This is a genomic window from Pseudomonas sp. MF08875 (assembly GCF_059862525.1).
The window spans coordinates 1-26,498 of the sequence record NZ_JCBCUW010000065.1; the positions used below are offsets into that span (position 1 = coordinate 1).

Annotated in this window: 20 protein-coding genes; 4 read left to right on the top strand and 16 right to left on the bottom strand. The window is 55.4% G+C overall.

The features are described 5' to 3' along the window. Positions 1-61: 61 nt before the first annotated feature. The 16 genes from AC19YT_RS25490 to AC19YT_RS25565 all read right to left on the bottom strand — a co-directional run bounded on the left by AC19YT_RS25490 (position 62) and on the right by AC19YT_RS25565 (position 21,456). On the bottom strand, positions 62-2,794 hold the full coding sequence (locus tag AC19YT_RS25490) for a T6SS effector BTH_I2691 family protein (protein WP_500611241.1): 2,733 nt from the start codon (positions 2,792-2,794) through the stop codon (positions 62-64). Positions 2,795-3,394: 600 nt separating this feature from the next. Beyond that, entirely contained in the window at positions 3,395-3,847 is a 453-nt protein-coding gene (locus tag AC19YT_RS25495) for a DUF4123 domain-containing protein (protein WP_500611242.1), read from the bottom strand. 187 nt (positions 3,848-4,034) lie between these two features. Continuing rightward, positions 4,035-6,056, bottom strand: coding sequence for a phospholipase effector Tle1 domain-containing protein (locus tag AC19YT_RS25500; RefSeq protein WP_500611243.1), 2,022 nt, complete (start codon positions 6,054-6,056; stop codon positions 4,035-4,037). A 463-nt stretch (positions 6,057-6,519) separates the two neighbouring features. Further along, complete coding sequence (locus AC19YT_RS25505; RefSeq protein ID WP_500611244.1) at positions 6,520-6,990, bottom strand: hypothetical protein; 471 nt, start codon at positions 6,988-6,990, stop codon at positions 6,520-6,522. Continuing rightward, positions 6,990-7,460, bottom strand: coding sequence for a hypothetical protein (locus tag AC19YT_RS25510; RefSeq protein WP_500611245.1), 471 nt, complete (start codon positions 7,458-7,460; stop codon positions 6,990-6,992). The genes AC19YT_RS25505 and AC19YT_RS25510 overlap by 1 nt, the downstream gene beginning before the upstream one ends. Beyond that, entirely contained in the window at positions 7,460-7,939 is a 480-nt protein-coding gene (locus AC19YT_RS25515) for a hypothetical protein (protein ID WP_500611246.1), read from the bottom strand. Before AC19YT_RS25515 ends, AC19YT_RS25510 begins: the two co-directional genes overlap by 1 nt. Positions 7,940-8,586: 647 nt before the next feature. Beyond that, on the bottom strand, positions 8,587-9,450 hold the full coding sequence (locus AC19YT_RS25520; RefSeq protein ID WP_500611247.1) for a DUF4123 domain-containing protein: 864 nt from the start codon (positions 9,448-9,450) through the stop codon (positions 8,587-8,589). 4 nt (positions 9,451-9,454) lie between these two features. Continuing rightward, complete coding sequence (locus AC19YT_RS25525; RefSeq protein ID WP_500611248.1) at positions 9,455-12,118, bottom strand: type VI secretion system Vgr family protein; 2,664 nt, start codon at positions 12,116-12,118, stop codon at positions 9,455-9,457. 22 nt (positions 12,119-12,140) lie between these two features. Beyond that, a complete protein-coding gene (tssH, locus tag AC19YT_RS25530; RefSeq protein ID WP_500611253.1) occupies positions 12,141-14,795 on the bottom strand; it encodes a type VI secretion system ATPase TssH in 2,655 nt (884 codons plus the stop codon). 58 nt (positions 14,796-14,853) lie between these two features. Continuing rightward, on the bottom strand, positions 14,854-15,936 hold the full coding sequence (tssG, locus tag AC19YT_RS25535; RefSeq protein WP_095109827.1) for a type VI secretion system baseplate subunit TssG: 1,083 nt from the start codon (positions 15,934-15,936) through the stop codon (positions 14,854-14,856). Then, positions 15,900-17,726, bottom strand: a complete 1,827-nt coding sequence (tssF, locus tag AC19YT_RS25540) for a type VI secretion system baseplate subunit TssF (RefSeq protein WP_500611249.1) — start codon at positions 17,724-17,726, stop codon at positions 15,900-15,902. The genes tssG and tssF overlap by 37 nt, the downstream gene beginning before the upstream one ends. 6 nt (positions 17,727-17,732) lie before the next feature. Further along, positions 17,733-18,221, bottom strand: a complete 489-nt coding sequence (gene tssE, locus AC19YT_RS25545) for a type VI secretion system baseplate subunit TssE (RefSeq protein WP_095109828.1) — start codon at positions 18,219-18,221, stop codon at positions 17,733-17,735. 110 nt (positions 18,222-18,331) lie between these two features. Then, positions 18,332-18,835, bottom strand: coding sequence for an Hcp family type VI secretion system effector (locus AC19YT_RS25550; RefSeq protein ID WP_095109829.1), 504 nt, complete (start codon positions 18,833-18,835; stop codon positions 18,332-18,334). Between the two features lie 41 nt (positions 18,836-18,876). Further along, a complete protein-coding gene (tssC, locus tag AC19YT_RS25555) occupies positions 18,877-20,367 on the bottom strand; it encodes a type VI secretion system contractile sheath large subunit (protein WP_095109830.1) in 1,491 nt (496 codons plus the stop codon). Then, complete coding sequence (gene tssB, locus AC19YT_RS25560) at positions 20,364-20,867, bottom strand: type VI secretion system contractile sheath small subunit (RefSeq protein WP_500611250.1); 504 nt, start codon at positions 20,865-20,867, stop codon at positions 20,364-20,366. Before tssB ends, tssC begins: the two co-directional genes overlap by 4 nt. 43 nt (positions 20,868-20,910) lie before the next feature. Then, positions 20,911-21,456 carry a hypothetical protein gene (locus AC19YT_RS25565; RefSeq protein ID WP_500611251.1) on the bottom strand — a complete coding sequence of 182 codons (546 nt, stop codon included), beginning with the start codon at positions 21,454-21,456 and terminating at the stop codon, positions 20,911-20,913. Between the two features lie 438 nt (positions 21,457-21,894). Between AC19YT_RS25565 and tssJ the strand changes: the two genes are divergently transcribed. The 4 genes from tssJ to AC19YT_RS25585 are packed head-to-tail and all read left to right on the top strand — an operon-like array spanning position 21,895 to position 26,394. After that, a complete protein-coding gene (gene tssJ, locus AC19YT_RS25570) occupies positions 21,895-22,488 on the top strand; it encodes a type VI secretion system lipoprotein TssJ (protein WP_095109833.1) in 594 nt (197 codons plus the stop codon). Between the two features lie 38 nt (positions 22,489-22,526). Next, positions 22,527-23,873 (top strand): type VI secretion system baseplate subunit TssK, encoded by a 1,347-nt coding sequence (gene tssK / locus AC19YT_RS25575; RefSeq protein ID WP_095109834.1) that lies wholly within the window; start codon positions 22,527-22,529, stop codon positions 23,871-23,873. Next, positions 23,870-24,640 carry a type IVB secretion system protein IcmH/DotU gene (icmH, locus tag AC19YT_RS25580; protein ID WP_095109835.1) on the top strand — a complete coding sequence of 257 codons (771 nt, stop codon included), beginning with the start codon at positions 23,870-23,872 and terminating at the stop codon, positions 24,638-24,640. The genes tssK and icmH overlap by 4 nt, the downstream gene beginning before the upstream one ends. An 11-nt stretch (positions 24,641-24,651) precedes the next feature. Then, on the top strand, positions 24,652-26,394 hold the full coding sequence (locus AC19YT_RS25585; RefSeq protein ID WP_500611252.1) for a type VI secretion system Vgr family protein: 1,743 nt from the start codon (positions 24,652-24,654) through the stop codon (positions 26,392-26,394). Positions 26,395-26,498 lie beyond the last annotated feature (104 nt).

Sequence of the window (26,498 nt, forward strand, 5' to 3'; positions counted from 1 at the left end):
AAACGCTTCGATTTCAAATGTCCGATCGAAATGATGGGCGAGGTGATGCAGAACGCCATGACTATGCGGCACGATGCGCCCGCTTCAATTCAATAACCGTGTTGCACTCAGCTCCTGCAACCGCCCCCGTAATAATCAATCCGACCCATGCGAGACGGGCTAGTCCAGCACGCATCATTCTTAATAATTGATCCGTAGCTAAACGAGTGGCAAAGGCTTCAAGTGCCGACAACACAACCAGCGCCACTTTATTACTAGTTCGAGCCATAAGCATACGTAGGTATGGACCACTACCAGATATTGCTACACCTAGAGTTAATGCGGTAATTGCAAATGAACTAATCGTTCTAGCAATATATGCATACGTAAGAACCGGGCGTTTTTTCTTCGCCTGCTCACTGGCAGCATTAAAATCAAGAGCCCCACCAATCGCCCCACTGACCGCCCCCAAAAACCCCCCATATAACCTCAACCCCCCACCCCAATTTGCTGCAATCCGACCTGTCGCAGTCCCAGCCCCATACTTCTTGCTGGTCCACTCCGCCCCGGTGTGCATCAAGTCCAGCGCAACAGCGGTGGTCGCCAGCGCTGCCGCTGCAAACTCCGCTTTTTGCTTATTGCCATCCGGCATCGCCTGCGCTTTGTTATAGAGCTGGAACGCTTCGTATAGCCCTACGATCACGCCGATGCGCAACGCATAGAAGTTACCCACCTTGCCGGACTCCAACTCCGCTTGAACCGATGCCCGCACCCGTACCTGCAACTGCGCACGTACCTGATCGATGCTTTTCGGTGTTTTGGCTTCTGCCAACTCCTCCAGGCGTAACTGCGGGGCGTATTTCCCAAGGCGCCAGCTCACCGCCGTGACCAGCACATTGGCCATGACCTTATCGACACTGTTGGGCGAGCCGTAGGTAAATACCCCTTTGGCCAGTTGCGCATACCAGCCCATCAACACGCCCATTTGTGAGCGGGCCAGCCAGTCCATGGGCGTCAGTTTTTCGCCATCGGCCAGGACCTTATTGGCCTTCTCGAAAGACGTGATGATGCTTTTACCGCGTTTGATTTCCTGGATGGCGATGGCGGCGATGTCTTTGAGCGGCAGGCTGGCGAACAACGATTTGCTTTCAGCCAAGCCCACGCGGGTGTCTTCGAGCAGTGCCTGTTGATTCAGGGCATAGCCGCGCCAGAACAGGTTGCCGTCGGCAATGTGCGTGTCTTCCCACCACTGTGCCAGCAAGGCCTGGCCAGGTGGGCACGCCTCCATGCCCAGCGTGCACAGGGCCGTTTGGATCGCGAACGCCCAACCGCGTGCCCAGTCCTGCGGGTCGTAGGCATACAGGGCATTGAGCAGGTAGGGACTTTGCAGCACCGTCACATGATCGCTGGCCCGCGCTTGGGCAGTGGCTTCGCACTCGGCGGTTTTCGCGTCGAATTGTGCGAGTACCGCATCCACCTCATTCATATCGAGTTGATCGAACAACTTGAGCGCCTGCGCTTCGGCGCGTTTTTTACGCCGCTCGATGGCCTCTTCGCCCATGAGCTGGCGCGTGGCAGCCTTGGCCGACTCGCGCATGCTTTCGCGTGCCTCGGCACCGGTATCCGGGTAAAGCCGTTTCGCCTCTTTGCGAATACTGGACTCTTCAAGGATCAATTCGAGTTCGCTCATCCTCCCACTGCGTTGGCGCAGCACACGCTGAACGTAAGCTTCCCGTTCGTCTTTGTTTTTGTCTGGAAACATGCCTTGCAGGTTGTCTTCGGTGTGGCTGTCGTACGCCCAGGTGTCGATGCTCTCATCGGCTTTTTGAATACGGTGCTCACGTATGCCCTCGCGCACGTCCTTGAGCCGCAAAGCAACTTGAACCCGCCAATGGTTGTTGACGCCGTCCTGCTCTTCATTCAGCCAGGGCTCCGCGCCCTCCAGGGCGGCATTACGCCAGGCGTTCAATTCCTGGGTCACCCCAATGCCATCGCGCAACACCAGGGCCGCGCCCTGCCCGTGTTCCAGCGTGTCGCGCAGCGTTTCAAGGCGCGCCTGTGACGCCATCAGACGCCCGCTCTGCAGCGCATCAGAAGGACAAAGCGGCGGATACGCTTGCTGATTCAGGGCATTGAGCAGTGCTGGGGAGCGCGCGGCCAAATGCGTCGGGGCCGCATCTTGAGCCGTCGCCGTGGCCCGGATACCCAGCGCCTTGTACTCCAGCACCCATTGCGCCAAGGCGCTGGGCTCAAGGCTAAACGGCTGCTGGCGGCGACCGCTGACCCAGTCTGCCGGGCTAAACCGTTGCATTTTTCCGTCATGGGCGAACGCCGCCGCAAACGTTTGGTATTCGTCCAGCTTGGCTTCGGACAATGGGTCCGGGGTGTACAACCAGTACGTGCTATTCACCTCTTGCGGTTTTTCAATACTCACCACCGAGGTAGAAGCCGCGTTGGCGTCCCGATAGCAACTGAAGGCAAGGCTGGGTGACGGCGGATAAAGTGGCGCGAACTGGTAAAGCCGCGCATCGTCGGTCACAAAATACGACTGCCAGGTTTTCAGCCCTTTACGCTCCACCAGCACATACAGGTAACTTTTGCGCAACATCCGCGTACCGAAACGTACCTGGGGAAAGTCGAAGGATTCACCCAGCGACACCACCGAGACTTTATCCAGCAACTGCGGGCTGTCGCTGCAGAAAGCCGAGTGCCGCAATGGAAAAATCAGCAAGCCCTGCTTGTCACAGAAAGAGCATTTGCCAGGCGTATTCGCCAACACTGAATGTTGGACGGCTTTTATTATTGGATTGCTCACAGCAATATCATCCGATGAGTGACTCGATCGACACTTTGGCGTTGCCTCGGTCTATGTATGCTCGTGGCGTTTGTCACCCGGACAGTGACCACCTGTGATGTATTCAGCATTGCCCCCTGCAACTGCGTAAAAAACACTGAGGGGCTGACAAAACTAGCCTGCATGGGTCTGTTCCATGTCCTGTTTTATACGTAGAAGTTCATCGCCGCTCATTGCGCCTATCGCTTCACCAAAGCTGCTCCCCACTTTCCGGGCGTCCTCCAGCACTTGGCGAATACGAGGGTGCTGGTCAAAATTGCGATGCAACCAAACGCCTAACACTGCGAAAGTTGCTTGCTCCATTCCTCCCGTGAGGCCTTGTCCAATCGCGCGCTGGACTAACAGGGTTATTTGAGCGACCCAGTCACGCTCATAGGAACATCCCAGCGCCCGTAATATTTGAACTGCCGAGTTAACGACTTCAACCCGCTTTAATGCTGACCACTGCTCGGCACCCGCGAGACACGGCGCTCGACTTATAGCTGCAGAGGAGGGATATGTCGTTTGCTGTAACTGTGCCCCCTCATTCAAATAGTTCCATTGCTCGACACCACTCTCGAGTTACATCAACTGCGGCATGTCGAAAACAACAGGAAGTTGTGCCATCACTCGAGGGTCATAGAACCGCAGCCGGGCCTTACCATTAGCGTGCAGCAGCTTGAGCTTCGAACTTAACAGGCTCGCCAACGGCGCTGGGGACAGCGAGGAAAATAACCAACCACCAACCTGCCGTAGACGACACGCAGAACTCATCGTTTGTTGTACTGCCAGGTCAACACTGGCATCCAACAACGGGTCGTGACGATCCTCTAACCTCACCAGTAGTGGCGCTTTTTGAGGCCATTGAGCGAAATCGGAATGCTTCAAGTACGCCATATTTTCTTGCGCCCGATCCCGCACAACTTGATCCAATGCGTGAGGACGCGCCATGTCCAGCAAAACATAGGTGTTGGGATACACCTCCACCTTGTTAAACAACTGGTCCTTGATTGCACTGATGTCGACCTCGTCCATAGAAGTCTCCCCTTTCCTAAACAACTGATGCACCTGTCATGTCCGCTTCGCTATTTTTGAACTCACAACTCGTGAACCGGCCTTTATTCAACACAACTGGATTAGGGGCCCCGCTCTTTGGGCCCGTTAAGGCATGACGCTGCGCCTTGAACGTCACCGCCCCCGGCGCGTGGATTTCAATATTGCCTCACTTACTAAAAAATTTCTCATACGCCAACTCCAGCCAATCCAATACACTCCGCGCGGGTTGAGTCGATAGTTTTTGAACTAAGCGTCTATTCATGTAGTGTTTTGCATGTACCAAATTTCCAAAATCTGATTCGATACTAGATTCAGCCATGCTGTCATGAACATCGTTGATAAAGTGCGGGTACAACGCTTCAATCTCTGGAATTCGAGCACCTGGGTTATTCCATAACCAATACAGCGCTTGCGCTTGCGGATCGGTCACAAAAACATCGGGAGGCACTTCGCCGTTAATTTGTCGCATGGCCTGCTCATTATTGAACTGGGAGGTTGAGCGAGCATTGCGTTGTAAATAAGCCAGTTCGTCGACTAATTTCTGATAACGGCCGTAGGCTTTAGGATCAAGCGGCTCACCCAGGCCCCAGCCCCTGGTCTTGCGCCCGGCGCTGCCCTCGTTCTGGTCGTACCACATACGCAGCCAGTGGATAAAAATGACGGTGTGACCGCTTAATTCTTCTTCGATGTTTTTTGGCAATAGGGTGACTGTTTGTGGAACATAAGGAGCCACGCATTGAGAGGCCGAGGATTGCACGTTGGTTATCTCTGGTTTGGCACGTTCTACCGGAAGCCCTGACTCAAGTACCAGCGATGGAATATCGCGGGTGATCGCCACTAACTTTTTAACGGCGTTACGGTAATTGCGCTGAAATATAGTGATCTCGGGATCGATGACAAAGGTTTGGTACAAATCACGGTCCACTTCCGCCAACTTATCCAAACTCGGCATCGGAATTCCCGCCCCATAGGCACGGTGGTACATCATCTGCAATGGATATCGCGAGAGCTTGTCTGATACACCGTCTTCACCGTCGTCCGCCCCACCGCCTACATCCACTTGAGAGCCTGGGAACAGCCGCTCCTGGCGTGGCCCACGATAATCCTCGGGGTTGGCGCCGATCATGCTCAGGGGTTTATAAAAACGCAGTTCGTGGGCTGCCGCATAATGCACGCAACGCTCGATCTGCGGCGGCACCACTAGCGCCGAAGACACGCTGTTGCTCAAGGGTATAAAGCCTGTAAGAAAGTTTTCGTCATAGCGGTTGGTAACACAATCAAACAACCCCATGAACTTGATTTGCACGGGCACTCCCTCATACAGGCCACCGGGTGCAATCTGATCCAGCAGCCGATTGGCAAAGGCCAGAGCGATACCGCCGCCCATGTCGTAGCCGAAGATCGAAACTTGAATCTTGTTGATCGGCAAGCGCTCCTTGGCATTCAAGATCGTCATATGAAAGTCACGCTCAGCAGCATTCAAGCGGGAGTCAACACCCGTGTTGAACAACGCCGCGATCATCGACGCATCGCGCAGCAAGCCCCAAGACTCGGCAACATAACCCGCCGTTACCTTGGCACCCGTTAGTGTCGTCGTCTTGACTAGTCGCCACGGATGACGCGTCACTTCACCCCAGTAGCCACGCCACTCGCGGCGCAGGTTACGTTCGATGCGCGCCCATTGCTTGCGAGGTTTTTTAGCCATGCGTTTTACCTGCCGGCCCATTCTGCCAACCGACTCCTTGCCTTCGTCCCATACTTCGCCGGCGGTCCAAATGGCACGCTGAGGCAAGCTTCTATTGCGAATACCTTTGCTTCGGCTCCACGCGTCACTCACCGTTTCGACGGCAGTTTCTTCAGCTGTGTCTTTAGCCGTCTCTTGTATTTTTTCGGTGGCATCTCTACGCGCTCTATCAGCTAAGGCGGCGGCCAACACTCTGGTCTCGGGGTCAAATTCAGCACCTAGCCCAGGATAATAAAACTTTCGAAAGCCTTTGTTTAGCTCTTCATAAGCAACGAGGTTAAGTTTTAGTACATTAGAGCGCGGCCCCGACTTATCGGACAAACCAAACCCATCAAAATAAAAACTCATCCATATTACTTGCTGACACACTGGACAGCTCTGCTCCGATTCGGCTCTAACACGATCCAGAGCCGTATCCTTATTATTTATTTCCCGATCGCTCATTACAGACCACCCTCAGCCGGCGCCAACTCCGACGCTCCCATGTTATCGACCCATTGAAGCTTGGCAGTGCCATTCTTCATAAAGTACGCACGAAAATATCGCGACGACGGTGACTCCGGCTGTGGAATAGTTACTCGAACCTCTCGCTGTACCTCGGGAACTTTTGCGGCATACTCAGCCTTACTCTGAGCAAATACCCAATACAAACTGACCTCCTTACCTGGAGTAACCCGACACCCACAGTTAAATCCACCACCGCCTCCGTAAACTTGATCGACATCCCGTCCCGGAGGATTACCCCAACACCCAGACTTATTTTCATTATCCAACCAAAACATATGAATTTTTCGATCATTTTGGTTGTACCCACTAATGCAAACTGTTTTAGCGGACGGAGCAAAAAACTCGCCGCAGCCTGCTAAAAAAACAGTCACCACGCCAGTCCACAACAGTTTTATTATCATTACAAAATACCGCTTTCGGGTGATGGCTCGATTTCTGGCGCGCCCATATTGTCGACCCATTGAAGCTTGGCAGTGCCATCCTTCATGAAGTACGCACGAAAATATCGCGACGACGGAGACTCCGGCTGTGGAATAGTTACTCGAACCTCTCGCTGTACCTCGGGAACTTTTGCGGCATACTCAGCCTTACTCTGAGCAAACACCCAATACAAACTGACCTCCTTACCTGGAGTAACACGACACCCACAGTTAAATTTCCCACCCCCTCCGTAAACTTGATCGACATCCCGTCCCGGCGGATTACCCCAACACCCGGACTTATTTTCATCATCCAACCAAAACATATGTATTTTTCGATCATTTTGGTTGTACCCACTAATGCAAACTGTTTTAGCCGACGGAGCGAAAACATCTCCACAGCCTGCTAAAAAAACAGTCGCAACGCCGGCCCACAGCAATTTCATAATCATTATAAAACCCCATCCTCGGGTGATGGCTCGACTTCTGGCGCGCCCATATTATCGACCCATTGAAGCTTGGCAGTGCCATCCTTCATGAAGTACACACGAAAATATCGCGACGTTGAAGACTCGGGTTGCGGAATGGTTACCAGTGTAGAGAATTCTTGCCTGAGCACACCTGCTTCGAACTCTTTGAGGCTTCGTGCGAGACTCCAAGTCAAGCTGACTTGTTTCCCGGGGGTAACCCGACATCCACAATTAAATCCGCCACCGCCTCCGTAAACTTGATCGACCTCCCGTCCTGGAGGATTACCCCAACACCCGGCCTTACTTTCATTGTCCAACCAAAACATATGTATTTTTCGATCATTTTGGTTGTACCCACTAATGCAAACTGTTTTAGCGGACGGAGCGAAAATATCTCCACAGCCTGCTAAAAAGACAGTCGCAACACCGGCCCACAGCAATTTCACAATCATTATAAAATCCCATCCTCGGGTGAGGGCTCGACTTCTGGCGCGCCCATATTGTCGACCCATTGAAGCTTGGCAGTGCCATCTTTCATAAAATAAGCACGAAAATATCGCGACGTAGGAGACTCCGGCTGTGGAATAGTTACTCGAACCTCTCGCTGTACCTCTGGAATTTTTTCGGCATACTCGGCTTTACTCTGAGCAAACACCCAATACAAACTGACCTCCTTGCCGGGAGTAACACGACATCCACAGGTAAACTTAGAACCACCGCCATACACTTGGTCAAGCTCGCGACGAGATGGATTACCATGACATCCAGAATTGCTTTCACCATCAAGCCAAAATTCGTGGATTTTTCGTTCAAACTGGTTATACCCCGTAATGCAGACGCTTCTGGATTTAAAAGATGAATCCTCTCCGCACCCGGAAAGAAAAACCGCACATACAACAAGCACCACAAACTTACCTGTCACGCGGACCATAGTAATTCCACCCCGCCCAATCAAAAAACACCTGACAGCGCTTCACTGCCGACATCCCAGCTCAGGCATTCCAAACCAATCGAAGCAACACCGCGCTCACACAACCGCCTCATCCACTCTGGTTACGTACTCTAAAACAGCGTATTTTAGAACTTGATTCTTGGTTACTCATGGCAGATCACCTGCCGAAGTTGGTGATAATTCTGGCGCGCCCATATTGTCGACCCATTGAAGCTTGGCAGTGCCATCCTTCATGAAGTACGCACGAAAATATCGCGACGTTGAAGACTCAGGTTGCGGAATGGTTACCAGTGTAGAGAATTCTTGCCTGAGCACACCTGCTTCGAACTCTTTGAGGCTTCGTGCGAGACTCCAAGTCAAGCTGACTTGTTTCCCGGGAGTAACACGGCACCCACAGTTAAACTTCCCACCCCCTCCGTAAACCTGGTCAACATCTCGTCCTGGAGGATTACCCCAACACCCGGCATTACTTTCATTGTCCAACCAAAACATATGTATTTTTCGATCATTTTGATTGTACCCACTAATGCAAACAGTTCTAGGTGAGGAAGATAACGTATCTCCGCACCCAGAAAGCAGAGTCGCACCCAGAACAATTACCCACCTGCTATTCATCAAGCGAATCATCAAGCCCCCTCCTTGATACTTTCCACCCAATCAAATACTTGATCCAAAAGCATTGCGGGCTTATCTCGAGAGCGTTCAAATATGGACATGAGCTTAGGGTCATTTAATTTTTCAAGGGCAGCCGGCAATATCAATGCGCACACATCATAAAGTTGTGCTTCGCCTGAGCTTTTACTCGCATTCAACATTCCAAATAACTTTGAAATAGCCTGGTAGGTTTGAATGGGGTCTGAGTTCACAGAAAGAACACCCTGCCAACGCAGTTGCGCTGCAACACGGTCGGCCAGACCAAGTCGCTCCAAAGCCTGCAACTCTCGATCGTTTAGCGCCCACACCCAAGAACGCCCCTGCGACTCTACCGAGGGCATCAACGTCTCAACTTCGCCATCACGCCGCACAAACATCCAGGCTTGGGCCTCGCCCAACAATGCATTACTACGCCGCGGCCCAAGCACCTGAATCAACGATTGCAACACCGCCGAGTCGTAAAAGCGCATCAAACCGGTGCGATGCTCCGAGAGTGCAATGCTGGTTTTGCGCGCCAACGCATTAGCCAGTTGGGTTTGGGGCAAGGCGCTGACCAGCAACGTAAACGCAAAAGGTCTACGGGCGAGAGAGCGTGTGAGTAGCCCATCGACCCAATGTGACTCATAGGAGATTAACAAGGCACAGACTTGCGGGGCGCTCGCTTCAGGTTGGCCCTTTAACAGGTTTTCGACTTGCCCACGCTCGACCAGATCCTTCCACGGCAGAGCATTACCGGACAATTGCGCTGCATCGATCAGCAAATAACGTTGCAGCGCAGGATGGGCCTCTTTGGCTTGTTGCGCGGCAAAGTACCAACGTTCCAGCAAGGTCTTCATATGCCTAGCCTCGAACCGCGACGGGTTGATGAAATTGTGCCGATCGACGCATACATTCCACACACACAGGCTTATTGAGCGCGGGCAACATCGGCGTGATTTTACGTGGCCCGGTCAACTTATGACGCTGCGCCTTGAACGTCACCGCCCCCGGCGCGTGGATTTCAATGTTGTCCCCTCCCAACCGGATCGTTGCCCCTTGCACGTTCAGCGACACCTGCTGTTTGCCCTGGACATGGGCGCTGCCTTGGGTGCTGACCATGCGTATGTTCTGCTGTGCGGCAACGCTGATTTTGTCGCTTTGCGCTTGTACGCTGACCGCGCCCGTGGCGGCGTGCAGGGCGATGCCGGTGTTCGCGATGGGGCGGTTGTCGCCTGCTGTGCCTCGGGTAAACAGCACCAGGCCCTGAGCGGCGAGGAAGGCTGTGTGGCCTTGGGCGGTGAGGTTGATGTCGGCGCCGGCGTTGAGTAGGCATTGCGTACCGGTGGCCCAGATCTGGTGCTTGGGGGTCAGGCTGAGTACGCCCGCTTGGCCATAGAGCGCGAGAAGCGGTTTACTCCATGCCGCGACTTGCCCTTCGCCACCGCCGATGCCCGAGCCTGCTGCGCTTCCCTGTTGCGTTGCCTGGAGACTTTCCTGGCTGTTTTGCAGGGCTTTACGGGTGGGCAATGGCTTGCCGTCGTGGGCGAGCCCGGCATTCTGCTGGGTGGCGCTGTCGGCTAATTGGTCCACTTGCTCTTGGGCTTTTTCCAGCTCGGCCAACAGCCCCTTGGCCTGCATTTGCTGGTCCGCCGGCTCCGTGGTCAGCAAGAGCCCGGTGCCGGCGCGTAAAGCGCCTTGGGCCCGGGTGTGCAGTTCGATGCCGTAGCCTCGATCGGCCAGGCGTTTGTTGTCTTGGGTCTGCTTGAGGTGCCCTAAGGTGAGGCCCGTGTCTTGGTCGGTGGTGTAGAGCTGGACGCGGCTTTGCCCGGGGGTGTCGTCGAACTGAAGGTGTCGATAGCCGCCGTTGCCGGTGGCGCTGGTGGACAGGTCTTGGGTTTTCCAGCCACTGAGTACCCCCGCGTGCTGGTTACCGGGGAACCACGCCGGGGCATTGCCGGTACTGCCCGAGGGCCCGCCCGCGATCTGGTTATGCGCCGCTTCGACCTGGCCCCGGCCGTTGTACAACGAGCCGATGACCACGGGGCGGTCGATATGCCCTTCAAGGAACTCCACCAACACTTCCTGGCCGACCCGAGGCACCCAGGCGCTGCCCCAATTGCCGCCGGCCTGGGTCGCGGCCACGCGCACCCACGTGCCCACGCTGGCGTCTGCCGGTGCATTGTCGGTCGCGCGCGGGTGGGGGCGATGGCTGGAGGAGCGTTCACCGCGCTGCCAGTGGAATTGCACCTTGATGCGTTGGTCACGGTCCGTCAGCACCGGGCTGCCGTCGCCGATCACAATGGCGCTCTGCGCGCCGTGGACGGTTGGGACAGGATGCAGGCGGCGGCCGTGACCGTCCTGGGTTTGCGGGCGATAGGGATGGCTGGCGGGGATCAAGGTGAAGTGGTTGCGATAGACGGCCTGCGGCTGGTCAGGCAGCGGCCCCAGCCCTGCCAGCACGGCCGCTTGCAGTTGAGCATCCAGGTTATTGCGGGCCTGATGGCGCACACGGATGCACAGCATGGGTTCGTCTGCCTGAACGCTGTCGTGGTTACTCAGACACAGGAGGGAGCCCGCTGCAAGGCGCCGCCATGTCCCCAGGCTGTGCACTTGCCGACGCGCAACCTGTTGGGCATTGAGGTGCTGACGGGCACGCTGCTCACCCTGGGTGGTGTCCGTCCAGGCGTAAGGGCCGGCCGTGTCCTGGTCCACACAGCCGCTGATGCCCGTGCCGCCCTGAGCGTGCGCTGACAACAATGAATGGCTGCGATAGTCCCAGCTTTGGCGCTGTACCTGCCCCACCCTCCAACGTTGTTCTTCTGCCCAGTGCTGAACACTGTCCTCTGCCTCGGTGACGTCGCTGCGGTGAAAACGCACCGATACCGGTGCATGCGGGGCCAGCTTGCTGTTGCTGTCGGTCAGCACCAAGGTATGGCTGCCCAGGTTCGGGGCCTGGGCATCGCCGAGATGCTCAACGTGATAGGCGATGCCTTCCTCAGCCAACAAGCGCTGCACAAACGCCAGGTCACTTTCCTGATATTGAGTCGTTAGGCTGCGCTTGCGGTACACACCCGGATCCGCCAGGGCCCAGCGCCACCGCGGCTGAACCACGCCCTGGCTATAGAACCCGAAGATTTGCTCGCAAATCTGCATCACAGTCAGGTCATGAAAGGCGTAGCTGTCTTGCCGGTGTTGCAGCAGGCTCAGCCACGGCTCGATACACAACTGATAACGGGCCAAGCCCCCATTACTGCCAACGCGGGTGCAATGGCTGACATGCCCATGAAAGGCCCGCATATCCGTGCGCGAGTCAGCACACTGCATCTGCAACAACACCGGTGCGCCGACCAGTTGCTCAATAGGCAAACGCTCGTCTGCGGACAAGGCACTGAGTTGCAAGCAATACCCCTGCTGGTCCAGCGCCTCCCAACCGTCGAGGTACTCGGCGACCAGCGCGTCTGCGCCCAAAGGGGTATGCAGTTGCAAGAGGCGTTGCTGTTGCGTTAAGGCGGTGGAGAACGTCACAGGTCATCCTTCCCGATGGAGTTCACTTGATCTGGTAGGTAAAGCCGCGCTTATTGGCACCGACTTTGATTCGAGACAGCGCCTGCCCCTCGGCCATGCGTGCCAGAACGGCGTCGGCGATTTCCGGAAGCAGGCTGCCATTGATGATCTGGTCAACGGCACGGGCGCCGATGTCCACTTCAGTGCAACGCACCAGCAATGACTCAACCAGCGCATCGTCGTAGTGGAACTCAGCTTGGTGATTGGCCTCGACACGGCGACCGACGCGATCCAGTTTCAAACGGATAATCGCGGCCAACGACTCATCGTTGATCGGGTAATAAGGCACCACATCCATGCGCCCCAGAAAGGCAGGCTTGAAGGTCTTGTACAGCGTGGGGCGGATCAGCTCCGACAACTGTTTGACATCCGGCAGTTCATCGGGCGTTTTGTTGAGGCATGCCTGCATGATTAGCGACGAGGCGGTATTGCTGGTGAGGATTATCAGCGTGTTACGAAAGTCGATTTCGCGGCCTTCGGCGTCGTCCAACACGCCTTTATCAAACACCTGATAAAACAGTTCGAGCACATCCGGGTGAGCCTTTTCTACTTCGTCGAGCAGCACCACGCTGTACGGGTTACGTCGCACGGCTTCGGTCAGTTGCCCGCCTTCGCCGTAACCGACATACCCGGGCGGCGAGCCTTTGAGCCCCGAAACGCTGTGTGCCTCCTGGTATTCACTCATGTTGAAGGTAATCAACTTGCGTTCACCACCGTACAGCGCATCGGCCAAGGCCAGAGCGGTCTCAGTCTTGCCTACGCCGGAAGGTCCGACGAACAGGAATACCCCCTTGGGTTTGCTGGGGTCTTCAAGATAAGCACGCGCGGTACGCACCCGCTGTGCGATAGCGGCCAAGGCGTGGGGCTGACCGATCACCCGGGTCTCCAGTACGTCACCTAAAGTGCGCACGGTGCGAATTTCGTCCTTGACCATCTTGCCCAAAGGAATGCCAGTCCATGCGCAAACCACCTGGGCAATGACATTGGCGTCAACCTGCAAGGGCAGTAACGGATTTTCCCCTTGCACCTTGGCCAAGGCGCCCAAGGCCTCGTCCAGCTCCAATCGCCGAGGCGACACGGAAACTTTTTTACGCCCTGGCGCAGGAGGATTGGTCGAGGAAGGTGCGTGCTCTAATTCGGCTCGCAGTTCAGCGATACGTTGGACCAGCGAGGCTTCTTGCTGCCAAAGCGCATTGGCCTCGTCCAACTGTTGGGTCAGCGTCTGCGATTGCGCTTGCAGCTCAATCAAGCGTTTCTCATGCTGTGCGCCACTGGCTAGCTCACGGTTCAAGGCCTGGCGCTGAACCTCCAGTTGCTCCAACTGTTTCTGAAGATCGGCAATCAGCGCGGGCCGTACTCCTTGGCTCAAGGCGACCCTTGAACAAGCCGTGTCTAACACGCTAACGGCCTTGTCCGGCAGTTGCCGGGCGCTGATATAGCGATGCGACAGCCGCACCGCTTCAGTGACCGCCTCATCCAGCACGCGGACATTGAAGTGCCGCTCCATCAATGGAACCAACGCTCGTAACATCGCGGCCGCTACCGGCTCAGACGGCTCATCCACTTTGACCATCTGAAAGCGACGGGCCAGTGCCGCATCTTTCTCAAAATACTTTTTGTACTCGGACCATGTGGTGGCCGCCAAAGTACGCAGCTCCCCGCGCGCCAAGGCAGGCTTGAGCAGATTGGCAGCATCATTTTGCCCAGCCGTGCCCCCGGCACCGATCAACGTGTGGGCTTCGTCGATAAACAGAATGATGGGGACCGGGTGCTTTTTGACTTCTTCAATGACGTTTTTAAGGCGTAGTTCAAACTCACCTTTGACGCTGGCCCCGGCTTGCAGCAACCCCATGTCCAACGCCAGCAATTCAACGCCCAGCAACGCGCTGGGCACATCGCCGGCGACGATGGCGTGCGCCAGTCCTTCGGCAACGGCCGTCTTGCCCACACCGGCTTCGCCGGTGAGGATCGGGTTGTTTTGCCGCCGGCGCATGAGGATGTCGATCACCTGGCGAATTTCCATCTCACGCCCGATTACCGGGTCCAGTAGCCCGTCACGGGCGCGCTGGGTCAGGCTGGTGGTGAACTGATCCAGCGCCGGTGTTTTCACCCGCACAGCGGCCCTCTCACTGGCCTCTCCTTCAGGCGTAGCCCCGCTGACATGATCCTGCTCCTGAGAGCCTTCGGTGAAGCGATCGAAATGAGCCCTAAGGTCTTCAGGCGACAACTGCGCCAGAACTGTCGAACTACGAGTCGCCCGTTGCGCCAGGGCCGGCTGGGTCAGTAATGCGAGGAGTAAGTGACCGCTACGAATAGTCCCGTCCTGTGCTTCCAGAGAGGCAATCAGCCAGGCGCTTTCGAGCCATACCGGCAGTTGCATCGAGAACACCGGGGTGCGGGTGTTACCGTCGCGTAGCGTGCCCAGCTCCTGACTGAGTTCCGCCTCCAGTTGCTCCAGGCTCAAGCCGCTGCGCTTGACGATGACGGACACATCACTGTGGCGCTGCTCCAGCAAGGCCAACAACAGATGTTCAACCTCCACCTCAAAATGCCCGCGCGCCCGACAACGGCTGGCGGCTTGTTCGGCGGCTTGACGGCAGGTGGTGTTGAGTTTGGCGATCAGGGTTTTCAGTGAAATGCTCATCGTGCGTCCTAGATAAATGTCGTGGTCAAGCCGTCAGCGTTGCCCCACGTGTTCAATGCAATGTGACGATCTGGTAACGGGCATCGGTGCGATCCATGTGTTGCGCCTGGGTGACCAGGAACGCATCCCTGCCCAACCGTCTGCTGCCTATTGGTGACAGGGTTACCCCGCCCACCTGATCGGCTTTCAGGACCAGGCACACCTCAAACTCCAGGCTGCTGCCGACCATCAAGGTCAGCCATGTTGCCAACGCCTTAGCGGCGTTCGCACCGGGCAAAAAGTCATCAAACGTTTCGCGTAACAGCGGCCCTACCCATAAGCGCATGCGCAAATCGCGCTGCCAGACCCGCCCACCGACCAAGGCATTGCGCCCTAATGTCAAGCCGGGGGCGCCCAGGAAAGAGCGTTGATCCGTTGGTACCGAATGCCAACCGCCAACAAACTGCTCAATTCGTATGGGTACCTGGAAATATTCGCTGAGTACGCGTTGTAAATACGTCACCGACAACGGCCGATGGCCGATGGCCCCGCTGTAGAACGCAAGGGCTGGGTCGGATACACCGCCCGATGCGGGGTCGTTGGAAAGAGAGCGTTGAGTCAAGCCGGTTAAGGCTTGGGTCAACGGCAGAAAACGCCCCTGGCGATCCAACTCGTACTGCAAAGCGAGTCGGTACTTCTTCCACGCGCCGTAAAACAACGCCGTGGCGCGGTTGCTGAAGATGTCCAGAAAAGCTCGCGCAGCCCGATCGCGATGGACCAACTCCCGCTCGCCCAGGCGCTCGGTGTAGGACAGAGGTAACGCTCCCTGCCCTCCCAATAGGCCAAAAAACGCCGGCGTCAGTGACACAGAATCAAGATGACCCTGAAAATGCGCCTGCCATCGTTCAACACGTTCCAGTCCCTGTTCGGGGGTGTTTGCCAACACCTCCATCCGTTCAAGCTCACTGGCCGGAAAGCCCAAGGCTAATGTGTTGTGAAATTGCAGCCGCTTACCCACCACGTCGCCGGGTCGATCGCCCTGCCCAACAAACAGATGCTCAAGCACCCTAACCGCCTGAAAAAACTCATAGCGATAAGGTTGCTCGACCATCCGAGCGATCACACCAGTATCGAGTCGCCGCTTCGGGGTTGGCATCGAAGGACCTCCTCACCGCTGTGTTTGGATATCAGCACCAGTTGCGTGAAGCTGTTGGCGTGAACGTAAAGCCCAAAGAAGTGATCCAGCACCTGGGCAAAGATATGTAGGCCGATACCGACAAGGCTTTCATCATCGATCACCAACCGTATTTCGGTCCCGCGCGCCACGCTGGCGAAGTATTTTCCGGGCAGCCAGGCTGTGACCGGGCGGTGGTTTAGCTCGTGTATACCTTCGATTTGCCGGGCGGTCGTGGCTGAACGCTGCAAGTCGTAGAGCTTGAGCATTTCGCGAAACGCAGCAGCCCCCCCCTCGACCAGCGATAGGTGGTTGAGCGACAAATGGGAAATCAAGCGCCATTGCGCGCCGCGATCACAGGCAAAACGCACGGCTGCCGTAGGTTTGCGCAACAGCGAAATACGCTGTGCCAGGGAGCCACCGGGCATACGTAAATCTCCGCTCGGCACGCCATAGGCGAGTTGCTCAGGGAGATTGCGATTGCTGCAGGTCAGCTCCAGGCTTAATGACGAATTGCCTGGAGAAATGGGGTCCATGTCAGGATCGACTATGGTCAATTGCAGTTCATGACCAGGGCTTTTACGCGCCAGATTTTCATCCCGGTGTGCCACCCAGTAAAGACCGTTACGCTCTTGGCATTCGCCGTGGTGCAACGAATAGAATGGCCGGATCTCACTCTGGGATTCTCCACCTGCTGTTTCGGTGGTACGGGTGACTGATTCGATGGCATGCACTTCAAACGCAGACGCCGCTTGTTGGTCTGCGACAACGCTGTATGAGACAGCCTGGTGCGATACCAAAATAGGACGTGCGTGCTGTCGAAACAGGTTCACCACCGGCGTACAGTGCAAGCGCACGTTAGCGGCGGATAGCCCTTCCAGCAGCCGCGAAGCGGTCGAACCTGGAAGCACATCGCTGAGCAATAGATGCAGCGTGAAACGCCGGCCTTGAGCACCGCTCAAATCGCAGTCATAGAAACCAAATTTCTCTGGAAACGCGAAAAATTCCGTCAATAACCGATACGCCGGATGGGCGCGCGCCGGCCAATCAATCAGCGCCTCATTCTCGGCAAAACCAACACTTTTCATCGGTGACGCGCAGAGTGCCTGCCATTGCCCGCTGTCGCTCGACTCGAGATAGGCCTTTGCGACATTCAGCGCGAGCACATCGCGCAGCACTGCACAAAACGAAGGTTCACCGTCGATAAACAATCGAACATGATCCAGCCCCAGCTCTCGCATGGAGCCATGAGTAGACTGGAGCTCGAAGGTAATTGAAAGCTGGGCGCTGGCCTTGAGGGGTATTTGCACAGCTCGGGGTGCCTGGACCAAAGGGCTAAAACGCGCCGATGCAATGCGCAATGGCGCCAAAGTCACGTCGTAGACTGTGCGAAACCGACATTCCACACCCCGCACAGGACGGGACAACAACTCCGATCCGCGCGGTAATGTCACGCATTCGGACAGCTTCCCCGCACCGTCACCGAGATCGAACGCGGTAATCGAGCATGCAGGAAAGGGTCGCAAATAGTGCGGGTACAGCACTTGCAGCAGTGCTTCGGTAAATTCGGGGTAATCGTCTTCGATCTTTTTCGAGATGCGTGCGCCCATTAGCGCAAACGATTGAATCATCCGCTCGACATGGGGGTCTTCACTGACGTCGCCGGCCAGCAACAACCGACCGGCAATTTTCGGATAACGTTCAGAAAACTGACGAGAGTAACCGCGCAGGAAAGCCAGCTCGCGTTCGTAAAACGGCAGGAGATCGTCCATGGACATTTACTCACTCACCGCCAAGCGGCGGGTTTTACTGACGCGGTACTGCAAAGTGCTGGGCTGCAGTAATGCATCGAAACTGACAGGTTCACGTGCCGGATGAACAATCAACATTGCGCTGATCGAGAAGCGCAAGCCCCCCGAAGCACGTCGGTGCTTATCCAGAGATACACGGATATCCTTCAGACGCGTCTCGTGCAGGGCGATGGCTTTTTCCAACGCCGTACAGATAAACGCACGGTCCACAGAACTCGCCAGGCTACGGCTTGATACATCGCGCAAGCCATAGGTCATCAATGACGCCTGGCAATGTGGGAACTCTTTTAAAACGTCTTCTTCCATGACCAAGCGACTGTTGAGCAAAGCCTCAACATCCAGCGCCACGGACTCCTTGAACTGCTCCAGGGTGTGCCGAGTAAATTTACCCTGAGCAACGCTATGCGGTGCCTCATCAAAGAGCTTTTCCAGCAGGCTAGGTTCGTATCCTTTCACTCAGAAGTAGTCCTTTGGTCCGAGAAATACTCACCCAGAGCCATGCAGAAAATGTTTTGGAAAAGTAGTTCGAGGCCATGACCACGCCATGGCCCGAATTAACCCGTCAATCAGACCGCAAACGATTTGTCGTTCTTGGTCAAGCTCCACGCACCCTGGGTGTTGCCTTGCTGGCCGCCACCACTGGCTTTCTGGGTGTAGCGCCATTGCACGGCGGCATACTTCAATCTGAACGTTTCCATAGGCTCCTGTCCCGCCACTACTTTAGGCGCGATACTGGCTACCACAGCGTTTTTCAAATCGATCGCCAAATACTTCACGCGCTGACCTTCGCCGTCCCGCTTAAAGAACTCGATGGTGATTTCTTTGAAGGTGGTTCCACTGGACGCTGCTTCATACAACTGCGGGCTGGTGACATCCATGGTCTTGGTGAACTCCATCGCATCGTGTTCGCAACGTTCGGCAGTATTACCACCGGTTGCGGACGCCGTTGACGATTTTGGTTGGCGAATTTCATGCACCCAAGAATCGATTTCCAACCAATCCGCGTGGTCCTTATCCAGAGACTCACCCTTCACATCCGGCTGTCCAATTTTGAGGTAGATGTCTTTCATTACTTCGTCCTTTTTTAGGGAGGGTTGATGCAACAGTCACTCTATGCCTTCACGCCTGCAGGCAACTCCGCGACCAGACGCAGAGATACCGACAGTTCGTCAAGTTGGTAATGGGGACGTAGGAACGCCACAGCGCGAAATACACCAGGACGCCCGGGCACTTCAGAAACCTGAATAGACGCTTCACGCAAGGGATATTGGGCTTTGGCCTCTTGGCTAGCGTTGTCATTGAGCAGCACGTATTGGCTGATCCAGGTGTTTAGAAAGGTTGAAACGCTGGACACCGAAGCAAAACTGCCAATTTTGTCGCGCATCATCGACTTAAGGTAATGAGCAATTCGCGACACCGCGAAGATGTACTGCAATTGCGAGGAGAGCAGCGCGTTGGCGTTTGCCGCGTCCGTGTTGTACTTACGCGGCTTTTGCAATGACTGCGCGCCAAAAAAAGCCGCGTAATCGGTGTTCTTGCAATGCACTAGGGAAATAAAGCCCAGGTCGCTGAGTTCTTTTTCACGGCGGTCAGTGATGGCCACTTCAGTCGGGCATTTAAGCGCTACTTCACCATCATCGGTGTTGAAGGTATGAGTCGGCAGTCCTTCCACCAGACCACCCCCCTCAACACCCCTAATTGCGGCACACCATCCGAAGTTTTCAAATGCTTGCGTAAGACGTACGCCGTGCGCGTAAGCAGCGTTACACCACAGGTAACGGGAATGGTCACGACCATCTACATCCTCTACGAAAGGGAAGCTGTCGATAGTGATGCCATCAATAGGGTTGTACGGTAGGCGCCCAAGAAAGCGCGGTAACACTAAGCCTACATAGCGGGCGTCTTCCGAATCGCGCAAGGATTTCCACTTGGCGTATTCAACCGTATCAAACACCTTGGCCATATCGCGCGGACGGCCCAGGTCAGCAAAACTCTCCAGCCCAAGCAGTTCCGGCGCAGGCGCAGTGATGAATGGCGCGTGGGCGGCAGCCGCGACATGGGACATTTGTTCAAGGAAGTACAGGTCTTCTGGTTGGCGGGTGATCGCATAGTCACCAATCAACGCACCAAACGGCGCACCACCAAAGGTGCCAAACTCTTCCTCGTAAATTTTCTTGAACAGCGAGCTTTGGTCGAACTCCAACGCTGCTTTAAAGTCGCGCATCAACTCTTTTTTCGAGGCGTTGAAGACCTTGATTTTTATCATGGCCCCGGTAGTCGACTCAGTAACTAAATGGTGCAAACCACGCCAACTGGATTCGAGCTGCTGAAATTCTGCAGCATGCATGACCAGCGAAAGCTGTTCCGAAAGCATCCGATCCAACTCAGCAATACGCGCATCTAGGCTACGGGCAAGGTTTTCCGACACCACGACCGTACCCTGCATGACCTCAGCAACTAATTCTGCGATCAGGTCACGGGCTCGAAGGTGCTCCGACTCTGATTTAGCAATCTTGCTTTGCTCGACAACCTGGTCCAACAGGCTCGCACCTTCATTTAACGTCGGCGCACTCACATCACCAAGAGCATTTGCAGTGTTCATACATCCCCCTTGGATTCGCGACGAATCGCAGCCATCTGTTCAGTGTTCGTCAGCACGTCGCTGAGTACATCCTCAAGGGTCTCGTTGGTTGAGATCTTGTTGCGCATGTCTGCCAGCTTGCTGCGGGCCTCATGTAGTTTATGCAGTGCTGGCACCTGACGAATGAGGGCCTCTGGCCCAAAATCTTCCAGCGACTGAAAGTTCAAGGTCACGCCAAACTCGCCTTCTCCCGTCAGGGCATTGGCCACCCGATACGTAGCGCGTGGCGCCATTGCTGCCATAACCTCGTCAAAATTATCCCGATCGAGCGACACAAATTTGCGATCCTTCGGCCGTGCCAAAGGTGTTTCCGGATTTACGGAAAAATCACCCAAAACCCCGACCACGAAGGGCAACTCTTTTTGCTCGATGGCATCGCCAATCTCAACGTCGTAGGTCAGTTGAATCCTAGGCGCCCGCACCTTTTGCAGGCGTTTTTGCACACTTTCCTTCTTAGCCATAGCAGCTACCGCCTCAATCAAATACTTACTTAAGGGTTCACTCTCAGTTCATGCCCGGCAGGCTGGAGAACGGATCGGAGCTCGACGCCGCTGGCGCAGCTTTGGCTGGTACAGGCACCGGCTTACGTGGCGCAGCTTTGGCCTTAGGCAGCAATGCCTTGGCTCCCAAGGTTTCCCGCAACCTCGCCGCAAGCTTTTGCGCCTCTTGATGCACAGGGCCATTTACGTCCTTTTCATCGCGCAGCCTTCCCAATGACTGCACCGCTACTCGCAAGCCTGACACCGTCAGAATGGCGTCAGCACGAGTGCTAGCCGCATCCCGCTGCAGTACTTCCTGCGCAGCCAGAATCGCGGCACCGTAATTTTCAGCCTCGAACTCCAGCTCAGCCTGGCGCAACCAAGGCTCTTTTCGAGTGGGCTCCATGGACGCAGCCTCTGACAGCAACTTCCTACCCGCTTCAAAGTTACGCGCTTGAATACGTTCATCTGCCTTAAACATTAAGTGTTCAAACGTAGGCGTATCTTGCGCAGATTGCATTGCGCACCCCGTCGCCATCAAAAAACCAATCACAACAAGAATGGCACGCACAACCATCCCTCCCTGACAAAAAAGATCCGCATATAGCGTTTGAGTTTCCAGTAGCCCAGCAAATCATTACCGGCACAGGTAAGAAACCGAACCGTATAACAACCGAAAAATGCTTGCAAACAAATTTTATCTAACTTCCATGGATCTTTTTAATTGGTAATTTTTCCTACAGAACAAATAAAATCATCTTACTCTATCTGAGAAAAACACCTCTTTACATAAACCAAAACAGCATAAAACAGCACTCATACTTGACCAATACAAACAAACCTTTCAAATTGGTCGCAATGAGGCCCCGTTAGACACTCCACGCGCAGGGTAAGAGCCGTACATTCTCGTATTCTCAGCGTAGGCAATCTTCCAGCAGCCGACAGCCTCCGAACCAACTTAGTGTCATAACTCAACACCACCATTTTTATGTTCTAGAGCTACTGACCGATGCACACACAAAAAGAATACACTCGTCATCTTCTCATCAACTCCATAACCGCACTTGGAAATAACATTAAGTACCTGCCTCTGATTGGGATATTTTTTTTGATGGGCTGCTCAAGTAATGAAACACAGGAAGACAAGAGCACCCTGATTCCATTACGCATTCATACCGCTGCCAATATGAATCAGGGCACCCATAAAAAACCGCTGGCACAGGTCATCAAAATTTATCACTTGCGCGCCACTGACCGCTTTGAACAGACGCCCTTCGACAGTTTCCTGGACGATGTACAGGAACTCAGGGCACTAGGCTCAGACCTGGTCAACTCCAGGGAAATGCTGTTGCTGCCCGAGCAGCATTACGAACTCAACGAAAAGCTGGAAAACGGTGCCGCTTACATTGGCATTGTTGCGTTTTTCCGGGAGCCGGCCGAGCGGCGTTGGCGTTTTGCGTATGACGCCAATGCTTCCGCTTCGACGGGAATTACCTTGGGGGTTCATGCATGCGCCCTCACCTCCACCCAAGGAGCACTGATCAGCACTGCGACCGGCGCCACCGACACACTGGCGACGGTCAAATGCCCGAGCAAACGATAAGGGCGATATTTCCATTCCCCCCAACAAGGAGCCCTCCATTGAGTCACAACACCAAAATACTGTGGGGTGAAGGACTATTTCTGCGCCCACAGCTTTTTCAGCAGCAGGACCGCTATCACGAGACAAGGCTGAGCCAGATGCGTCAGTTGCTGCAGCCTTACGCCTGGGGCATTCAACACCTGAAAATCGACAAAGCGACCTTGACCCAAGGCACATTGCGTGTGCTGGAGGTGTCGGCGGTATTTCCGGGTGGTGAACTCTACGCTGCGCCAGAAGGCGCCCCACTGCCTCCGGCCATCGCGCTTCAAGATCTACCCCTTGGCGTCTCCGAAATCACCACCTATCTGGCATTGCCGCAGTTGACCCCGTACGGTCGCAACCTCGCTACCGGCGACTTAAGCGCAAACACTGGTCGCTATACACAGAACAACGAACACACTCCGGATATGTTCACGGAGGCGGAAGAAAGCGAAGTGGCATTCCTAGCCCCGGCCGTTCGTTTGCTGACGCAAGACCAGGCGCACGACGCTTTTGAAGTTATTCCAATAGCGCGCTTGAAACGCAGCAGTACCGGAGGCTTTGAGGTGGACGATCAATACATGGCGCCCTCCGTCAATTTGGCTGCCATGCCCAACCTGCAAATCAAGTTACGCCAGCTGCTTGAAGCCCTCGACGCGAAGGCTCAGGTCATGCAAGAGGCACTGCGCGAGCCCTCGCAAAATGTCGTTGAATTTCGGGCTGGAGACATCGCGTCGTTCTGGTTGTTGCACACCAGCAATACCGCATGCGCCAGTCTTTCTCACCTCTTCCAGCACCCAGGACTGCATCCTGAGCGCGTGCATCAGGAACTGCTTCGTTTGGCAGGCGCCCTGCTAACGTTTTCCAAGACGCATCGCCTAGTTGATCTACCACCTTACGACCACCGCCACCCAGCACCTGGTTTCAACACCCTATTCACCATTATTCACACTCTGATAGACACCGTGATCTCCGCTCGTTACTTCAGCATTGCACTTGCTCAAGTGAAACCGGCCTACCACCAAGGTCGCCTGGACAATGAGCGCATTGATGGAAGTTGCACCCTCTACTTGGGTGTCAGTGCAGAAAAGGCTGGCGCAGAGCTCGCAGAAATCGTGCCGCGCACGGTAAAGATTGGCTCACCGGATACGGTTGAAAAACTCGTCACCTCCTCTATGCCCGGTGTGACATTGACCTATATCCCCGTGCCACCGTCCGCGATCCCTGTGCGACCAGGCATGTTGTATTTCGCCCTTGAACCGCGTGGGTCATTGTACGAACACATGCTTAAAAGCCAGACCGTCACGGTGTACATCCCCAACGGTCTCTCCGAATTGAAACTTGAACTGCTAGCCCTGATGCCATGACCCATACCAGTGCCCCTCACATACCTGCCCCCACAGAAATTCTCAGCCCCACAGGCAATATTCCACAACGCCTGATCGATCTGATGTCCGATGGCTTTTATCTGCTACTCATGATTCAACGCCGCCAAGTTCCCGAACACCTCCCAGCGTTCAGCACAGCGATTAAGCAATTTTTTTCCCGGATCGAGAACACGGCCACTACCGCAGGTATCGCGAGCGAAGACATCCATGCCGCCAAGTATGCGTTTTGCGCAACCATTGACGAGCTGATTCTCTCCGCATCCGATTGCCCCTTCCGTGACCAATGGGAACTCAATCCGATGCAGTTGGTGATGTTCGGCGATCAGTTGGCGGGGGACAAGTTCTTCACTTATTTGGAAGAGCTGCGCAGTAAAGGGGCGATTCGCTTGCAGGCGCTGGAGGTCTATCACTTGTGCCTATTGCTGGGTTTTCAGGGTAAATATCGCCTGGAAGGCTCGGAACAGTTGGGCTATCTAACCGCCCGCTTGGGCGAAGAGTTGGTATTTCTCAAAGGCAAACGAACCGCCTTCGCCCCCCGCTGGGCCTCACCGGACAGTGTCGTCCACCTCCTGCGTCGTCAAGTTCCGCTGTGGACGCCCGCATTAGTCTTGGGGATTGTTGGAGCAATCAGTTTTACCGCCTTCAGTCTGACGCTTTCAAGCAACACTCAAAAGCAAATGGCCTTACTCGACAATGTGATTCAGCTTCCCACACGCACGGCCAGCCTGACCATCACCCTGCCCTGAAGGAGCTCCACATGCCCGCACCGGCTGACATGGATGCCACAGACTGGTCCTCGTTGCTCTCACAGCACAACCGTCTGCTGCACGTGCAAACCGCTCTGCCGGACGCATTGGTGGTGGAGCACTGGGAAGGCGTCGAAGCGATCAATGAAGAACCAGTTTTTACGCTCGACTGCATCAGCCCTTCAGCCTCGTTGAATCTGGCTGCATTAGCGGGAACGTCCATGTACATGCAACTGGCGCAAATGGATGGGCAGCAACGCAGTTGGCAAGGCATCGTGTTCAGCACAGAAGAGCGCGGAAGCGACGGCGGTATCGCACGCTATCGGCTGCACATGGGGACCTGGTTAAGCTTACTCAAGCGACGTCGCAATACCGTGATTTTCCAGGATCTCGACGCCCTGGAGATCGTCACACGAATTTTTTCCGACTACCCCCAGGCCCAGTGGGACGCACGGGTTACCCAGCTGCGGCCGAGCCGTGCATTATGCACGCAGTACCGAGAAACCGACTTTGAGTTCGTCTGCCGGCTGTTATCCGAAGAGGGTTTGAGTTTCTATTTTGAACACGGTGGCAGCGCGACGGATAGTGCCAGGTTGGTGATTATTGAGCGGGACTACCAGTGGCCTGACGGCGGCGCGCTGATCTTCTCCCATGAAGATACACCGCAAGCCGATGACGGTATTCGTTGCCTGGGCGAGCAGCGCCAAATCACCAATGGTGCGGTAACAACCTGCGCCTGGAACGCGGAGCAACTGCTGGGGGTAAGCGGGACCGCCAACAACGCCATCGCCGAAGGGCCCGCGTTGCCTGAACTGGAAATGTTTGATGCAAATCCCACGACCATTTTCGAAACGTCGGGCCAAGCACGCCAGGCCGCCAACCATCTGTTGAATGCGCGTCGCATGGCATGCCACGGCTATCAGGGAGACAGCGCGACGCGGCAACTGCGACTGGGTATTCGTTATACCCTGGATCAACATCAAGCCCTGGGGGCCCTACCTCTGGTTTGCCGGCAGATCAGGCATGTGGCAAGCAATAATCTCGGCCTGCTTCTTGCCAACCGGTTGGGGAAAGCCACTCTGGAGCACGGCACCTACGCCAACCATTTCCACGCCGTTGCGCCGAATGTGCCGATCGTGCCAACCCGCCTACCCCGTCCCCAGGCGCCCGGTGTACAGACCGCCACCGTGGTCGGGGCACACCGACAAATCATCACCAGCAACCGCGACCACCAAGTGCGGGTACAGTTTTTTTGGCAAAGTGGTGACCGCCCCCTGGCGGGCGCCCTGCAGGACAACGCACATGCCCCTGGCAACGAAACGTCGGGCACTTGGATCCGTGTCGCCGAAGCTTTGGCCGGTGCACACTTTGGCCAGAATTTCACACCGCGCATAGGCAGTGAAGTGGTGATTAGCTACGTCCATGCCGACATCGATCAACCGGTGGTCATTGCGCAGGTGTACAACGGCGAAGCAACTGCGCCCTTCAGTGCCGGTATCGGCGCGCCCACCAACCATCCCGGGACGATCAGTGGTGTGCAAACAGTGGGCCTGGATGGCCAACCTGCCAGCGATTGGCAACTGGATGATGCCCAAGGCCAACTGCGCCAGCAGCTAGGTAACCAGACCGCACGCAGCTCTCTCACCCTGGGGTATGCCATCGCCTGTGAAGGGAGCCAGCGCAGCGCTTATCAGGGATTAGGCTTCTACCAGTCCACACAAGGCTGGGGACTGTTGCCGCTGACCGAAAACTGACCCAGTAAAGGCTGTTCTGCCGACTGAAAACTGACCCAGGTGTTCAACTGCTTCTGCTCACTTTTCGAGCAGGAGAACACAGGGTGATCAGCATGGAAATGTTG

Bases quoted from the DNA above. Each gene is read 5' to 3' on its own strand.
- AC19YT_RS25585 (WP_500611252.1), top strand. From the start codon at position 24,652: ATGCCCGCACCGGCTGACATGGATGCCACAGACTGGTCCTCGTTGCTC.
- AC19YT_RS25500 (WP_500611243.1), bottom strand. From the start codon at position 6,056: ATGAGCGATCGGGAAATAAATAATAAGGATACGGCTCTGGATCGTGTT.
- tssF (WP_500611249.1), bottom strand. From the start codon at position 17,726: ATGGACGATCTCCTGCCGTTTTACGAACGCGAGCTGGCTTTCCTGCGC.
- tssJ (WP_095109833.1), top strand. From the start codon at position 21,895: ATGCACACACAAAAAGAATACACTCGTCATCTTCTCATCAACTCCATA.
- AC19YT_RS25515 (WP_500611246.1), bottom strand. From the start codon at position 7,939: ATGGTCCGCGTGACAGGTAAGTTTGTGGTGCTTGTTGTATGTGCGGTT.
- tssG (WP_095109827.1), bottom strand. From the start codon at position 15,936: ATGCCAACCCCGAAGCGGCGACTCGATACTGGTGTGATCGCTCGGATG.
- icmH (WP_095109835.1), top strand. From the start codon at position 23,870: ATGACCCATACCAGTGCCCCTCACATACCTGCCCCCACAGAAATTCTC.
- AC19YT_RS25510 (WP_500611245.1), bottom strand. From the start codon at position 7,460: ATGATTGTGAAATTGCTGTGGGCCGGTGTTGCGACTGTCTTTTTAGCA.
- tssC (WP_095109830.1), bottom strand. From the start codon at position 20,367: ATGAACACTGCAAATGCTCTTGGTGATGTGAGTGCGCCGACGTTAAAT.
- AC19YT_RS25505 (WP_500611244.1), bottom strand. From the start codon at position 6,990: ATGATTATGAAATTGCTGTGGGCCGGCGTTGCGACTGTTTTTTTAGCA.
- AC19YT_RS25495 (WP_500611242.1), bottom strand. From the start codon at position 3,847: ATGGACGAGGTCGACATCAGTGCAATCAAGGACCAGTTGTTTAACAAG.
- AC19YT_RS25550 (WP_095109829.1), bottom strand. From the start codon at position 18,835: ATGAAAGACATCTACCTCAAAATTGGACAGCCGGATGTGAAGGGTGAG.
- AC19YT_RS25520 (WP_500611247.1), bottom strand. From the start codon at position 9,450: ATGAAGACCTTGCTGGAACGTTGGTACTTTGCCGCGCAACAAGCCAAA.
- tssB (WP_500611250.1), bottom strand. From the start codon at position 20,867: ATGGCTAAGAAGGAAAGTGTGCAAAAACGCCTGCAAAAGGTGCGGGCG.